The sequence below is a fragment of the Streptomyces sp. CoH27 genome, from assembly GCF_020181035.1.
Classification (GTDB): Bacteria; Actinomycetota; Actinomycetes; order Streptomycetales; family Streptomycetaceae; genus Streptomyces; species Streptomyces camelliae.
In genome coordinates this window covers 189,288-202,695 of sequence record NZ_JAIQYY010000019.1, presented here as the reverse complement: position 1 = coordinate 202,695, position 13,408 = coordinate 189,288, and the positions used below count along the sequence as shown (strand labels likewise).

13 protein-coding genes are annotated in these 13,408 nt (G+C 73.8%); 9 read left to right on the top strand and 4 right to left on the bottom strand.

Annotated elements, in window-relative coordinates; genetic code table 11:
• Positions 1–69 precede the first annotated feature (69 nt).
• From LE548_RS30330 to LE548_RS30315, 4 genes are all read left to right on the top strand, one after another.
• The gene (locus LE548_RS30330) at positions 70–708 is read left to right on the top strand and encodes a transcriptional regulator (RefSeq protein WP_225100158.1); all 639 of its coding nucleotides are present in this window, start codon (positions 70–72) and stop codon (positions 706–708) included.
• 22 nt (positions 709–730) lie between these two features.
• Positions 731–1,720, top strand: a complete 990-nt coding sequence (locus LE548_RS30325) for a threo-3-hydroxy-L-aspartate ammonia-lyase (protein WP_225100157.1) — start codon at positions 731–733, stop codon at positions 1,718–1,720.
• 436 nt (positions 1,721–2,156) lie between these two features.
• Complete coding sequence (locus LE548_RS30320; RefSeq protein WP_225100156.1) at positions 2,157–2,498, top strand: hypothetical protein; 342 nt, start codon at positions 2,157–2,159, stop codon at positions 2,496–2,498.
• Between the two features lie 56 nt (positions 2,499–2,554).
• Complete coding sequence (locus LE548_RS30315; protein ID WP_225100155.1) at positions 2,555–4,159, top strand: ABC-F family ATP-binding cassette domain-containing protein; 1,605 nt, start codon at positions 2,555–2,557, stop codon at positions 4,157–4,159.
• A gap of 17 nt (positions 4,160–4,176) precedes the next feature.
• Here LE548_RS30315 and LE548_RS30310 read toward each other — a convergent pair whose 3' ends face one another.
• Positions 4,177–4,962 carry an SDR family NAD(P)-dependent oxidoreductase gene (locus tag LE548_RS30310; protein ID WP_225100154.1) on the bottom strand — a complete coding sequence of 262 codons (786 nt, stop codon included), beginning with the start codon at positions 4,960–4,962 and terminating at the stop codon, positions 4,177–4,179.
• A gap of 161 nt (positions 4,963–5,123) precedes the next feature.
• On the opposite strand from LE548_RS30310, the gene LE548_RS30305 reads away from it, so the two are divergent.
• Both LE548_RS30305 and LE548_RS30300 read left to right on the top strand, forming a co-directional pair.
• Complete coding sequence (locus LE548_RS30305) at positions 5,124–5,780, top strand: TetR/AcrR family transcriptional regulator (protein ID WP_225100153.1); 657 nt, start codon at positions 5,124–5,126, stop codon at positions 5,778–5,780.
• Between the two features lie 119 nt (positions 5,781–5,899).
• The gene (locus LE548_RS30300; protein ID WP_225100152.1) at positions 5,900–7,351 is read left to right on the top strand and encodes a WGR domain-containing protein; all 1,452 of its coding nucleotides are present in this window, start codon (positions 5,900–5,902) and stop codon (positions 7,349–7,351) included.
• Positions 7,352–7,473: 122 nt separating this feature from the next.
• Here LE548_RS30300 and LE548_RS30295 read toward each other — a convergent pair whose 3' ends face one another.
• Positions 7,474–9,057 (bottom strand): glycerol-3-phosphate dehydrogenase/oxidase, encoded by a 1,584-nt coding sequence (locus LE548_RS30295; protein ID WP_225100151.1) that lies wholly within the window; start codon positions 9,055–9,057, stop codon positions 7,474–7,476.
• A complete protein-coding gene (locus LE548_RS30290) occupies positions 9,054–9,653 on the bottom strand; it encodes a TetR/AcrR family transcriptional regulator (protein WP_225100150.1) in 600 nt (199 codons plus the stop codon). The genes LE548_RS30295 and LE548_RS30290 overlap by 4 nt, the downstream gene beginning before the upstream one ends.
• A gap of 114 nt (positions 9,654–9,767) precedes the next feature.
• Here LE548_RS30290 and LE548_RS30285 point away from each other — a divergent pair, with 114 nt between their 5' ends.
• The 3 genes from LE548_RS30285 (at position 9,768) to LE548_RS30275 (ending at position 12,790) form a co-directional block, all read left to right on the top strand.
• Positions 9,768–11,363, top strand: coding sequence for an FAD-binding oxidoreductase (locus tag LE548_RS30285; protein ID WP_225100149.1), 1,596 nt, complete (start codon positions 9,768–9,770; stop codon positions 11,361–11,363).
• 75 nt (positions 11,364–11,438) lie between these two features.
• Positions 11,439–12,320 (top strand): diacylglycerol kinase family protein, encoded by an 882-nt coding sequence (locus tag LE548_RS30280; RefSeq protein WP_225100148.1) that lies wholly within the window; start codon positions 11,439–11,441, stop codon positions 12,318–12,320.
• 107 nt (positions 12,321–12,427) lie between these two features.
• Positions 12,428–12,790, top strand: coding sequence for an NUDIX domain-containing protein (locus LE548_RS30275; protein WP_225100147.1), 363 nt, complete (start codon positions 12,428–12,430; stop codon positions 12,788–12,790).
• A gap of 10 nt (positions 12,791–12,800) precedes the next feature.
• Here the strand turns inward: LE548_RS30275 and LE548_RS30270 are convergent, their stop codons facing one another.
• A complete protein-coding gene (locus LE548_RS30270; RefSeq protein ID WP_225100146.1) occupies positions 12,801–13,172 on the bottom strand; it encodes a thioesterase family protein in 372 nt (123 codons plus the stop codon).
• Between the last annotated feature and the right edge of the window lie 236 nt (positions 13,173–13,408).

Genomic DNA, 13,408 nt, shown 5'->3' with positions numbered 1-13,408 from the left:
GGGCGTCAGTGCTTTTAGACTCCACGTACAGGATTGGATAATCGGTCTAAGTCGCGGCCGGGGAGGTGGGTGAGCGAGGTGGAGACGGGCTCGGACGAGCACCTCGTCCAGGAAGCCGAGAAGATCGCCGTCGCCCTGGGCCGGATGTTCCCGGGGCTGTGCGAGGTGGTGCTGCACGATCTGCGGGATCCACGGCACGCGATCCGGGTGATCGAGAACAATCTTTCCGGCCGTCAGGTCGGCGACTCCACAACGGAGTTGGGGCTGGCGAGAATCGCCGACCCGGACTACCCCAGCGTCATCCAGAACTACCCCAACCGCTTCCCGGACGGCCGCCCCGCGAAGAGCACGTCCATCGGCATCAAGAACGCCGCGGGGGAGTACGTCGCCGCACTGTGCCTGAACCTCGACATCTCCGTCCTGTCACCCGTGACGCTCGCCCTGTCGAACCTCGTCGCCACCGACACCGCGCACGGCGACCGCCCGCTGGAGACCCTGCGTGACCGCACCTCCCGCGAACTCCGGCAGGCAGTGGAGACGCTTTCCGCGCAGCGTGGCGCCCCTCCCCGGTCACTGAGCCGGGAGGACAAGAAGACGCTCGTACGGCAGCTGTACCAGGACGGCTACTTCGACTCGCGTGACGCGGCGCAGACCATCGCGGATCTGCTCGGCGTCTCCCGGGCCACCGTCTACAACTACGCGAAATGACACACCGGGAGAGGACCACGCCATGGCCGCCGTTCCGCCCGTCACCTTCGACGACGTCCGTGCCGCCGCAGCACGCCTCGAAGGCATCGCCCACCGCACCCCCGTCCTCACCTCGCGCACACTGAACTCCCTTGTCGGCGCGGAGGTGTTCATCAAGTGCGAGAACTTCCAGCGGGTCGGTGCCTTCAAGTTCCGCGGCGCCTACAACACGGCTGCCCAGCTCTCCCCGGAGCAGCGGGCCAAGGGCATCGCCGCCTACTCCTCCGGCAACCACGCCCAGGCCGTCGCCCTCGCCGCCCGCGAACTCGGCACCGGCGCCGTCATCCTGATGCCCGAGGACGCCCCCCGCTCCAAGCGTGCGGCGACCGAAGGGTACGGCGCGGAGATCGTCACCTACGACCGCTACACCCAGGACCGCACCGCGCTCGGCGAGGCCCTGGCCGAGGACCGCGGGCTCGCCCTCATCCCGCCGTACGACCACCCCCATGTCATCGCCGGGCAAGGCACCGCGGCCCTCGAACTCCTGGAGGAGACCGGCCCGTTGGACGTCCTCCTCGTGCCCGTCGGGGGTGGCGGGCTCATCGCCGGCAGTGCCACCGCCGCCAAGGCGCTGCACCCCGGCATCCGGATGGTCGGCGTGGAGCCCGAGGCCGGGGACGACACCAGGCGCTCGCTGGAGAGCGGCACCCGCGTCACCCTGCCCGTGCCCCGGACGATCGCCGACGGACAGGCCCTGCCCACGCCCGGCGAGATCACGTTCGCCGTCAACCAGCGCCTCGTCGACGACATCGCGCTGGTCAGCGACGCGGAGATCATCACCGCCATGCGGTTCGCCTTCGAACGCCTGAAGATCGTCCTCGAACCGAGCGGCGCCACGGGCCTGGCCGCGCTCCTGACGAGCCGCGCCGAGACCCGCCCGCCCCACATCGCCGGCCGCCCGCCCCGCATCGGCGTCATCGCCTCCGGCGGCAACATCGACACCGCGCGGTTCACCGAGCTGTTGGGTGGCTGACGGGCGGCGGGCTGGTGACTGTTGGTGGGGTCGGTGAGGACGGGAGGGGGGAGGCCGGATCGGGGCCGGAGGGGTCGGTGACCGCCGGCGGGCTCTGTGACGGTCGGAGCTCGGTGACCGCCAGCGGGTTCTGTGACGGTCGGAGCTCGGCGGCCGGAGACATCGGTGTCGGCCGCAGGGCCCGGTGTGCGGCCGAAGGGCCGGTGTGTGGCCGACGGGCGGTGTGCGGCCGCCTGCACGGCAGTGCGCGGCCGACGCAGCCGCCGTACGTGGCCGGTTCGCTCCGGTCGAGTCCAGAGCTCGGCCCAGTCGTGGCCCTCCGGTGGGATCGACGCGTACGGACGGGCGTACAGCATCGCCGAACTGACCGCGGAGGTCATGGACCTGTCCGGTTTCGCCCACCCCGCGCGCGGCGGAGACGCTCGCCGTCACCGGCATGGGAGTGGCCGGCGCACCCGGCTGCATCGGCGTACCCGCGGGCGGCGACACCCAGGCCTCCTTCCTCCCCGACGACCCGCGCGTCCCACGCCCGGGCGCCGACCCGGTCACCCTGCCCCGGACCCCGCTCACCAGCGCCGGACTGATCGGCCGCACCGCGCGACACCTCGTAGCGGGGTACTCCGACCACCACGGCCTGCCTCAGCGCACCGAGGCCGCCCGGATCGTCGCCGTTCTGCCCCGTTCACGCAGGGCCAGGGGAGCGGTGACGGAAAAGCACATGCGCCGCTCGGAGTACGCCGGTTACCGTGACCGCATGTCGACGCCCCGAATTTCCTAGCTGAGGACCCGCTTCCACGCCAGAAGTGTGTCCTCTTGCTATTTCGGAGCGTTCCCATGATCACCGTCCGTGATGTCGAGCTGCGCGCCGGCGCCCGCTTGCTGCTCTCCGGCGTCTCCTTCACCGTCTCTCCCGGCGACCGGATCGGCCTCGTCGGCCGCAACGGCGCGGGCAAGACCACCCTGCTGACCGCGCTCGCCGGACAGACCCGGCCCGCCGCCGGGACGATCACGCACACCGGGCCGGTCGGTTTCCTCGCCCAGGACTCCCGTGCCGCCGACCCCGCCCTGACGGTCACCGACCGCATCCTGTCCGCCCGCGGTCTCGACACCGCGCTGCGTGAACTGCGCGCGGCCGAGAGGGCGATGGCCGACGCGGCCCGCCCGGCGGCCCTGGAGCGCGCCATGCGCGCCTACGCCCGTGCCGACGCCGCCTTCCAGGCGGGCGGCGGCTACGCGGCCGAGGCCGAGGCGGCCCGGGTGGCGGCCGGACTCGGGCTGCCCGAACGGGTGCTGGCCGAGCCGGTCGGCACGCTGTCCGGCGGACAGAAGCGGCGCGTGGAACTCGCCCGCATCCTGTTCGGCGGCGCCGACGCCACCCTGCTGCTGGACGAGCCGACCAATCACCTCGACGCCGACTCGCTCGCCTGGCTGCGAGCCTTTCTGCAAGCACACCAGGGCGGGGTGGTCGTCATCAGCCATGACACCGCCCTGCTCGCCGATGTCGTCAACCGCGTCTTCCACCTGGACGCCACGCGGGCGACGATCGACCTTCACAACACCGGCTGGCACGCGTACACCAGTCGGCGGGAGGCGGAGGCGCGGCGCCGTACCCGGGAGCGGGTGAGCGCCGAACGCAAGGCCGCTGCCCTGCACGCGCAGGCCGACCGGATGAAGGCCCGCTCGGCCACCGCCACCATGGCCCGGAGCATGGCCCGCCGTGCCGACCGGATGCTGGCCGAGCTGGAACCGGCCCGGCGTACCGAGCGGACCGCCCGGATCCGGCTGCCGGAACCCGCGCCCTGCGGGCGGATGCCGCTCGGCGCGATCAGCCTCGCCAAGTCCTACGGCGGCCACCGCGTCCTCGACGGAGTGGACCTGGCCGTGGACCGGGGCAGCCGGCTGATCGTGCTCGGGCGCAACGGCGCGGGCAAGACCACCCTGCTGCGGCTGCTCGCCGGCACCGAACGGCCGGACGCCGGACGGGTGGTGCACGGACCCGGGCTGCGCCTCGGCTACTTCGCGCAGGAACACGAGACGCTCGACGCCGAACGCACGGTCCTGGAGAACCTGACCGCGGCCGCGCCGCACCTGGACACGGGCGAGGCCCGGCGCGTCCTGGGCGCCTTCCTGTTCACGGGCGACGACACCGGCAAACCCGCGGGCGTGCTGTCCGGCGGCGAGCGGACCCGGCTGGCGCTGGCCGGGCTGGTGCACTCCGGGGCGAACGTCCTGCTGCTGGACGAGCCGACCAACCACCTCGACCCAGCCTCGCGTGACGAGGTGCTGGCCGCCGTCGGCTCGTATCCCGGCGCGATCGTGATGGTCACTCACGACGAGGGAGCCCTCGACGCCCTGCGCCCGGACCGCGTCCTGCTCCTGCCGGACGCGGCCGAGGACCTGTGGAGCGAGGGCTACCGCGGCCTGGTCACCCTCGCCTGACACCGGCCCGAAGGTCCTCAGAAGTGGGTGCCGCCGTCGACGCGGACCTCGGTGCCGGTGATGAACCGGCCGTCCTCCGAGCCGAGCATGGCGACCACGGAGGCCACCGTCTCCGGGCCGGCGAAGCCCTGGCCGAGCGCCGGGGTGAGCTTGGCGAACAGGGTCATGTCGGCGTCCGCGGGCAGCCCGGGCCCGGTGCTCTGCCCGCTGGCGCCGCTGCCGTCGGTCATCCCGGAGGAGATGGAGCCGGGCTGGACGGCGGTGAATCGGATGCCCCGCTGCGCGTACTCGGCGGCGAGGGCGTGGGTCATGGCCTGGATCCCGCCCTTGCTCGCCGCGTACGCCGCCATGTAGGGGTGCGCGAAGACGGCCGAGGTGGAGCTGAAGTTGACGACCGCCGCGTCCCGGCCCGCCAGCAGCGCCGGTACGGCCTCGCGGATGACGAGGAAGGTGCCGACGAGGTTGACCTGCACGATGCGGGTGAAGTCCGCGAGGCTCGTCTCGTGGGTGTGCGAGGAGCGCAGGATCCCGGCCGCGTTGACCAGCACGTCCAGGCCGCCGAGCGCGGAGACGGCGGCGGCGACGCCCTCGCGCACGGAGGTCTCGTCGGCGATGTCCACGACGAGCGTGGTCAGGCGGTCCGCGTACGCCCCCGCCTTGTCCGCCGTGTCCTTCAGGCCCCGCTCGCTCACGTCGGCGGCCACGACGGTGCCGCCCTCGGCGAGGAGGCGCAGCACGGTGGCCTGGCCGATGCCCGAGCCACCCCCGGTGATCAGCGCGCGGCGGCCTTCGTAGCGGTTCATGTCTCACTCCTGCCCGCCCCGCCGGGATGCGGCGGGGCCTACGCGACGCCGGATCGCTTGCCCGCCGGCGTCCCCATACGCTTCACGTTACGCCTAGGTGACACGTTTTGCCACTGTGTCATTACGTGCCGCCCGAGGGTGGCGAGCCGTACCCTTCTGGGGTGAGCACCAAGCCGTCCCGGGCGAGCAGCGCGCCGCCCGTCTCCCTGACCGAGCGCCGCAAGGCGGCCACCCAGCTCGACATCGCACAAGCGGCGGCCGAGCTCTTCGCCGCACAGGGCCCGCACGCGACGACGGCCGAGGAGATCGCCCGGCACGCCGGGGTAGCGCTGCGAACCTTCTACCGGTACTTCCGCTCCAAGCAGGACGCCGTGAGCCCGCTGCTCGCCGCCGGAGCCGACCGCTGGCGGGCCCTGCTGGAGGCGGCCGAGCCCGGTACCGAGCTGTCCCGGGTGCTGGAGACGGCCGTGGAACAGTCGCTCGCGGCACCGGACGAGAACGCGGCACAGGCGCTGCTGCGGACCCGCGGCCTGCTGCGGGCCGCTGCCGACGACCCCGCGCTGCGCGCGGTGTGGTATCGCGTCAACCAGGAGTCCGAGGAACGCCTCGTCCCGGTCGTCGCCCGCCTCGCCGACGGGCGTCTCGAAGCGATGCGGGTACGGCTGATCGCGGCGGCGGCCACGGACGCCATCCGCATCGCCCTGGAGACCTGGGCCGACACAGACGCCGGCGTCACGGGCGAGGGCTCCCCGGCCGCCCTGGCGATCGACTGCCTGCGCCAACTGGTCGGCGGCATGGGCGTGTCGGCGGGGGAGTAGGACCGGTTCCGTCAGCCGCAGCCGTGGGGCCGGGCCGTTGTCAGTGGTCGGCCTTACGGTGTGATCAGTGAGAGGACCTGCTGGAACGGCCGCGGGTCCGTCCTGGGGAGGGGTCTGCCATGTCCACGGCGTCCGCGGTGTCGACGACGTATCTGGAGCTGTCGCAGGAGGGCGGCGGTGCCCACAAGTTCTACGAGGTGACCGTCGACGGCCTGGTGGTGACGGTGCGTTACGGCAGGATCGGCGCGGCTGGGCAGACCCAGACCACGACGTTCCCGACCGCGGAGAAGGCGAAGGCCGCCGCCGCGAAGAAGGTGGGCGAGAAGGTCCGCAAGGGATACGCCCCGGCCGTCCAGGGACAGCGTGCCCCGCGCGCGGTGACCCGGCGTCAGGTCACCTCGGCCCCGTCGACCGCGCGGGCGGTGGCGCCCGTGCTGTGGCGCTTCCGCACCGGCTCCGCTGCCTTCGGCATCCACATCGACGACGACCGCGCTTGGGTGGGCAACCAGTCGGGTGACGTCTACACCCTGGACCACGAGGGCGCCCTGCTGGCCCGGTTCAGCCTGCCGGACGGTGTGAAGTGCCTCGTCGCCGACGACTTCTGGATCTACGCCGGCTGCGACGACGGCAAGGTCTACGACCTTTCCTCCAAGCTGCCGTTCGCCGCGTACGACATCGCCGCCGACGTCGACATCTTCTGGCTGGACATCCACGAGGGCATCCTCAACGTCTCCGACCGTGCGGGCCGGCTCACCGTCATCGACCACGAGGACGAACACCAGTGGGCCCGCCGCAGCCAGGGCGAGCACGCCTGGATGGTCCGTGCCGACGACCGGGCCGTCTACCACGGCCACCACCGGGGCGTGACCGCCTACGCGCCCGACGGCGGCGGCGAGTTGTGGCACACGGCCACCAACGGCAGCGTGCTGTTCGGCTGGCAGGAGGACAACGCCGTCTACGCGGGCACCGGACACCACGTGGTCCAGCGGCTGTCGAAGGCGACAGGCACGATCGAGGCGACGTACGCCTGCGACAGCGCGGTGTACTCGTGCGCCACGTCCCCGGGCGGGCGGTTCGTCTTCGCGGGCGACTCCGCCTCCTCCGTCTACTGCTTCGACCACAACGGCACGCGTCTGTGGAAGCTCGGCACGGGCGGCGGCTCGGCGCTGTCGATGCAGTACCGCGACGAGCGGCTGTACCTGGTGACGACCGACGGCTCACTGGTCTGCGTCGACGCGAGCGAGGCGGCCATCTCGGCGGCCAAGCAGGGCACGGTGCCGGTGGCGAGGGACGTCAAACTCGCCGCCGCCCTGCCGACGTACGCCCCCGCCACCGCCGTGGCCGCGGTCACCACCGTCACCCAGGCCCCCGCCGGAGCGGTCGTCGTCCAATGCGTCCAGGAGGGCGGCCGGATGCGGGTGCATGTGGTGTCCGAGGGCTACGACACCTCCTGGAACGTCCAGTTCCCGCGCGCGATACGCGAGCCGGGCGCCCGCTACGTCGTGGACGCCCTGCACCCGGCGGCCGGCGGCTTCTACCGCGTGCGAGGTGACATCCGCCGCCTGCTGTGACACACCACGCAACGGCCCACCCCGGCCGACGGTGCACGGCCGTACGGCCGCCTGCGCCGGCACCTCCCGCGTCAGGAAGGGCGACGCACCCCGAGGCCGGCCGTCCTGCGCCGGCCGGCCGCTCAGGGGCGTACGGCCGCTTCCCGCTCCAGTACCTCCCGGGCCACCGCGAGCGCCTCGGCGCGGTCCTCCGGCACCAGGCCGATGCGGGTGCGCCGGTCCAGGAGGTCGGACTCGTCCAGGGCGCCCTCGTGCCGGATCGCCCACAGCAGTTCGGCCCGGGTGACCGGGTGGCCCGGCAGCACCGGCTGGGCCAGGGCGGGGTCCTCGGCCGCGAGGGCGTGGACGGACGCGGCCTCGGCGCCGTAGCGGCGGACCAGGCGGGCCGGTGCGGACAGGGCGCGCAGCCGGGCGGGTGCGGCGGCGCCGACCAGCGGCAGCGTGGCGGTGGGGGAGGGGACGGCGGGCAGGCCCCGGCCGGCGGTCGCAGCGTCTACGGCGTCCTGCGCCATCCGGCGGTACGTGGTGAGCTTGCCGCCGACGATCGTCGTGACACCGTCGGGGGACGTCAGCACCGCGTGCCGGCGGGAGATGTCGGAGGTGCGGGCCGGAGCGCCGTCGCCGCCCTCGTGTCCGGACGTGTCCAGCAGGGGCCGCAGGCCCGCGAAGGCGCCGACGACCTCGTCCCGGGTCACCGGAGTGTCCAGAACCGAGCCGAGGACGTCCAGCAGGAAGCCGATGTCGGTCTCGGGCACCTCCGGGACGTCCGGGATGCCGCCCTCGACCGGCTCGTCGGTGAGGCCGACGTACACCCGGCCGTCGCCCTGGGGCAGGACCAGCACGAAGCGGTTGGTCTCGCCGGGGATCGGGATGTGCAGGCCGGCCGGCAGGGCGCCGAGCCGCTCCGAGCGCAGGACCAGATGGGTGCCGCGGGAGGGCCGGATCCGGATGCCCTCGACGAGGTCGCCCGCCCAGACCCCGCTCGCGTTGATGACGGCGCGGGCCCGGATCCCGCCCTCCTCGCCGGTGAGTTCGTCGCGGATCCGGGCGCCGCTGCCGGTCAGTTCCAGCGCGCGGACCCGGGTCAGCATCCGGGCCCCGTGCGCGGCGGCTGTCCGGGCCAGGGCGGTGACCAGCCGGGCGTCGTCGGTCACCCTGCCGTCCCAGGACAGCAGCCCGCCGCGCAGCCCGGCCGGGCGCACCGAGGGCGCGAGATGCCGGGCCTCCGTCGTCGTGAGCCGGCGCGGGGCGGGCAGGACCTGCCGCGGGGTCCGGGCGGCCAGCCGCAGCATGTCCCCGGCGCGGAACCCCGCCCACGCCAGCGAGGCCTGGCCCCGGGACACCAGCGGGGTCAGCGGCAGGACGAACGGCTGGGCGGCCACCAGGTGCGGAGCCGTACGGGTCATCAGCACCCCGCGCTCGACCGCGCTCTCGTGCGCGACGTCGAACTGTGCGGAGGCCAGATAGCGCAGCCCGCCGTGGATCAGCTTCGAGCTCCAGCGGGAGGTGCCGAAGGCCAGGTCGTGGGCGTCCACCGCGACCACGTCCAGGCCGCGGGCCGCCGCGTCCAGCGCGACTCCCGCGCCCGTGGCGCCGAGGCCGACGACCAGGACGTCCACCACCCTGCCGTCCGTGGCCTCGGTCAGTTCCCGGGCCCGTCGCTGTGCGCCGAGGGACGCGCCGGTGCCGGTCCTGGTGTCGCTCATGGCGTGAGGGTCCTCTCCAGGAGGGTGCGCAGCTCCCGGAGGAACGCGGCGGAGTCCAGCTCCGGATCGTCCTCGTCGGTCATCGTGCGCAGGGACAGAGTGAAGGACTGCACGGTCAACAGCAGCGCGCGGGCCTGCCGTTCGACATGACCGGGGCGCACCGACCCGTCCGCGTGGCCCTCGCGCAGTGCGCCGGCCAGCAGCGCCAGCAGCGCTTCCTGGCTCGCTCCGCGCCGGTCGAGCACATAGGGCAGCAGCAGCTCCGGATCGACGTCGACGATCTTGCGGAAGAGGGGGTGGGCCCGGAACGCCTCCACCCCCGCCACCAGTCCGTCCACGATCCGCGAGCGCGCGTCGGTGGCGTCGGCCGCCTCGGGGATGGCTCGGGTGGCCACGTCGATCCACTCACGGGTCATCAGATCGCCCACCAGGGTCTGCAGATCCGGCCAGCGCCGGTACAGCGTCATCCGGGAGACGCCGGCGCGGCGGGCCACGTCGGCGAGGGTGGTGCGGCGGACTCCGACGGCGAGCACGCAGTCGCGTACCGCGTCGAGGACGTGATCATTGCCCGAACCGTTGTGACGAATAGGCGTCATGTGTCACAGTGTAACGCCCCAGGGTCCGGACGGAAGCAGCCGACCGCCCCCGGGCGCGGCCGAGCCGGGCCGTCGCGCGAACCGAGCACACCGACCTGTGAGGACGACCGTTCAATGGACATGCTGTGGAACGGCTGGGGCGACCCGGCCAAGGCGGCACCCCTGCCCGACTCGGTGACCGGGCTGCTGCGCGACCTGCTCGGCGTCAAGCCCCGCACCACCCCCGCCCTCGCCCTCGAAGACGTCCGCCTGCCCGCCACCACCGCAACTCCGGGCGCGCTCAAGGCACTTGCCGAGGCCGTCGGCGGCGAGGAGCACGTCCGCACCGACAGCGAGAGCCGCATCCGGCACACCCGCGGCAAGTCCACCCCCGACCTGCTGCGCATCCGCGCCGGAGACGCCACGGACGTCCCGCAGGCCGTCGTACTGCCCGGCTCCCACGACGACGTCCTCGCCGTCCTGCGCGTCTGCTCCGCATACGGCCTCGCCGTCGTGCCCTTCGGCGGCGGCACGTCGGTCGTCGGCGGGCTCGCCCCGCAACGCAGCGCGTTCATCGCGCTCGACCTGCGCCGGATGAACGGCCTGCGCGACCTCGACCCCGTCTCGCGCACCGCCGTCCTCCAGCCCGGCCTGCGCGCCCCCGAGGCCGAGGCCCTGCTCGCCGCACACGGCTTCACCCTCGGGCACTTCCCGCAGTCCTTCGAGTGGGCAACCATCGGCGGTTTCGCCGCGGCCCGCTCCAGCGGCCAGGCGTCCGCCGGGTACGGCCGCTTCGACGAGATGGTCCTCGGCCTCACCCTCGCCACGCCGGAGGGCACCATCGAGACCGGCCGCGCCCCGCGCTCCGCCGCCGGACCCGACCTGCGCCAGCTGATCCTCGGCTCCGAGGGGGCGTTCGGCGTCATCACCTCCGTCACCGTGCGGGTCCGCCCGCTACCCGAGGCCCGCGTCTACGAGGGCTGGCGGTTCGCCTCGTTCGAAGAGGGCGCAGCCGCCCTGCGCCGGCTCGCCCAGGACGGACCCCGGCCGACCGTGCTGCGCCTGTCCGACGAGACCGAGACCCTCATCGGCCTGGCCCAACCCGACTCCATCGGCGGCGACGTGAGCCAGAGCACGGCCGGCTGCCTGGCCATCACCGGCTACGAGGGCACCGCTGAGGACACCGAGCGGCGCCGGCAGCAGGCCGCAGCCGTCCTCACCGCCTGCGGCGGCACCCTCGTCGGCACCGAACCGGGCGAACGCTGGGCCCACGGCCGCTTCTCGGCGCCGTACCTGCGCGACGCGCTGCTCGACGTCGGCGCCTTCGCGGAGACGCTGGAGACCGCGGCCTTCTGGTCCCGCATCCCCGACCTGCACACGGCCGTGCGCACGGCGCTCACCGACACCCTCACCGAGGCCGGCACCCCGCCGCTGGTGATGTGCCACATCTCCCATGTGTACGAGAACGGCGCCTCCCTGTACTTCACGGTCGTCAGCGCCCAGGGCGAGGACCCCGTCGCCCACTGGGGGCCCGCCAAGCACGCGGCCAACGAGGCCGTGCTCGCCGCCGGCGGCACCATCTCCCACCACCACGGCGTCGGCACCGACCACCGCGACTGGTACGTCCGCGAGGCCGGCCCCCTCGGCATCTCCGCCCTGCGCGCGGTCAAGCGCCGCCTGGACCCCGAGGGCCTGCTCAACCCGGGCGTCCTGCTGCCCCCCATCAACTGACCCGGCCCACCAACCCCTCACCGCCGTACCCCGACACCGTCCGCCGCTCCCCGTCACCGCCCCGGAGGCACACCGATGCGACAGTTCACCGCCGTCGTCAACCCCACCGCGGGCGGCTCCACCGCGGCGGCGACCCTGCTGCACCTGGCCCGGCTGCTGCGCGAGGCCGGGGCCGGGCTGGAGACGGAGTACAGCCACAGCCTGGCCCACGCCCAGGACATCGCCCGCCGGGCCGGCGAGCGCGGGCGGATCGTCCTGGCCGTCGGCGGCGACGGCATCGCCGGCGGCATCGGCGGCGCACTGAGCGGCACCGGAACCGTCCTCGGCCTGGTGCCCGCGGGACGCGGCAACGACTTCGCCCGCGCCCTGAACCTGCCGTCCGACCCGGCCGCCCTCGCCGCCCTCCTGCTCCAGGCCGAGCCCCGGCCGGTCGACACCATCGAGGTGGAGTCGGCCGTCCACGACCGCACCGTGGTCCTGGGCAGCGTCTACGCCGGCGTGGACGCCGTCGCCAACCGGTACGCCAACCACGCCCGGCTGCTGCGCGGCGCGGCCTCCTACTACGCGGGCGGCCTGCGCGCCGTCACCACCTGGCGCACGGCCGACTACCGCGTCACCGTCGACGGCGAGGACCACACCCACCGCGGCTACACCGTCGTAGCGGCCAACTCCCCCTACTACGGCTCCGGTCGGCTCATCGCCCCCGGCGCACGTGTCGACGACGGACTGCTGGACGTCGTGATGATCCGCGAGGCACCGCGCCGGCTGTTCTTCGCCCTCATGAACGAGCTGAAGACCGGCGGCCACGTCCACCGCCCCGAGGTACGTGTCCTGCGCGGCCGGGAACTGCGCATCGAGGCGACCCGGCCCGTCTACTACGGCGCCGACGGCGAGGTCGAGGCCACCTTGCCGGTGACCGTGCGGGTGCGGCCGGCAGACCTGCCGGTGCTGTACTGACCCTCAGCTCGTCGATCGGGAAATGGCACAGGCCGGTGCATGACCGCACGGCCATGGGTAGGGGAGGAGAACCGGGCCGAACGCGCCGGGGGAGGGGTTGGTCCGTCATGACACTGGAGCCCGCCGAGGGAGTGGTGCAGGCACTCGTCCTGTACGACGGACGGCTGCTGCTCGCGGAGCAGGGCGACGGCTGGGGACTGCCGTCGGGAACTCCCGGACCGGCCGAGCCGGCCGAGGCCACCGCGGCGCGGGTCGTCTACGAACTCACCGGCTACCTCGTCGACGGCACCGAGAGCCTCGCCCCGGACGACGGGGCCACGGCCGTGATCTGCCAACTGCTCAGCGAGTCCCCCTCCGACGGGGCCCGACTCGCCCCGGAACAACTCCGCTGGGCTCTCCCCGCCGAGACCACGGACGCCGATCTCCCAGCCGTCGTACGCGCCTACATCGAGGGTCACACGCCGGTGTGACACGCGCCGGTCAGCGATCGGCCGCCGGGTCGGGCGCCTGCGCCAGGAAGCGGTCCCGGTCCACGACAGCCCGGTCGATCTCGCCCGTGGCGACCAGCCGGCCCGCGCCGTCGACGGCCCGCACCAGGAAGGTCAGCCGCCGGTCCGTCGTGGAGGGCAGGGGCCTCGCGCTCACCTCCACCCGGCCGCCCACCCGCGTGGCCCGCACATGCCGGACCCGCACCTCGGTACCGACGGTGGTCTGACCGGCCCCGGTGAAGGCAGAGGCGGCCCGCACGGTGGCCGCCTCCAGCCAGGCGATCAGCCGGGGCGTGGCCAGCACGGGCACATCACCGCTGCCCACCGCGTCCGCCGTGTCGGCAACGGTCACCTCATGACGCATGCCCTCACGCTAGCCCCGACGGCCCCGGGTCGCCGTACGACGGTGGCGCCGGCCACCGCTCGCGCCGGCCCCCCAGCCGGCCCCGCCCGCACGGCGGGGAACAGGGTCCCGTCGACCGGGCGCAGGGCGGTGCACCGCACGGGGAGAGCCCGTGGTCCGCACGCACGGGCCGCCGCGTGCCGCCACCGGCGCCCGAGTCCGTTCGCTCTCGTGCGCCTGCCGTGTGCCGTCCGACG

Coding starts and splice junctions, on each gene's coding strand:
- LE548_RS30270 (WP_225100146.1), bottom strand. CDS start 13,172: ATGCGTCATGAGGTGACCGTTGCCGACACGGCGGACGCGGTGGGCAGC.
- LE548_RS30295 (WP_225100151.1), bottom strand. CDS start 9,057: ATGAGCGACACCAGGACCGGCACCGGCGCGTCCCTCGGCGCACAGCGA.
- LE548_RS30285 (WP_225100149.1), top strand. CDS start 9,768: ATGGACATGCTGTGGAACGGCTGGGGCGACCCGGCCAAGGCGGCACCC.
- LE548_RS30320 (WP_225100156.1), top strand. CDS start 2,157: ATGGGAGTGGCCGGCGCACCCGGCTGCATCGGCGTACCCGCGGGCGGC.
- LE548_RS30315 (WP_225100155.1), top strand. CDS start 2,555: ATGATCACCGTCCGTGATGTCGAGCTGCGCGCCGGCGCCCGCTTGCTG.
- LE548_RS30280 (WP_225100148.1), top strand. CDS start 11,439: ATGCGACAGTTCACCGCCGTCGTCAACCCCACCGCGGGCGGCTCCACC.
- LE548_RS30300 (WP_225100152.1), top strand. CDS start 5,900: ATGTCCACGGCGTCCGCGGTGTCGACGACGTATCTGGAGCTGTCGCAG.
- LE548_RS30275 (WP_225100147.1), top strand. CDS start 12,428: ATGACACTGGAGCCCGCCGAGGGAGTGGTGCAGGCACTCGTCCTGTAC.
- LE548_RS30310 (WP_225100154.1), bottom strand. CDS start 4,962: ATGAACCGCTACGAAGGCCGCCGCGCGCTGATCACCGGGGGTGGCTCG.
- LE548_RS30290 (WP_225100150.1), bottom strand. CDS start 9,653: ATGACGCCTATTCGTCACAACGGTTCGGGCAATGATCACGTCCTCGAC.
- LE548_RS30325 (WP_225100157.1), top strand. CDS start 731: ATGGCCGCCGTTCCGCCCGTCACCTTCGACGACGTCCGTGCCGCCGCA.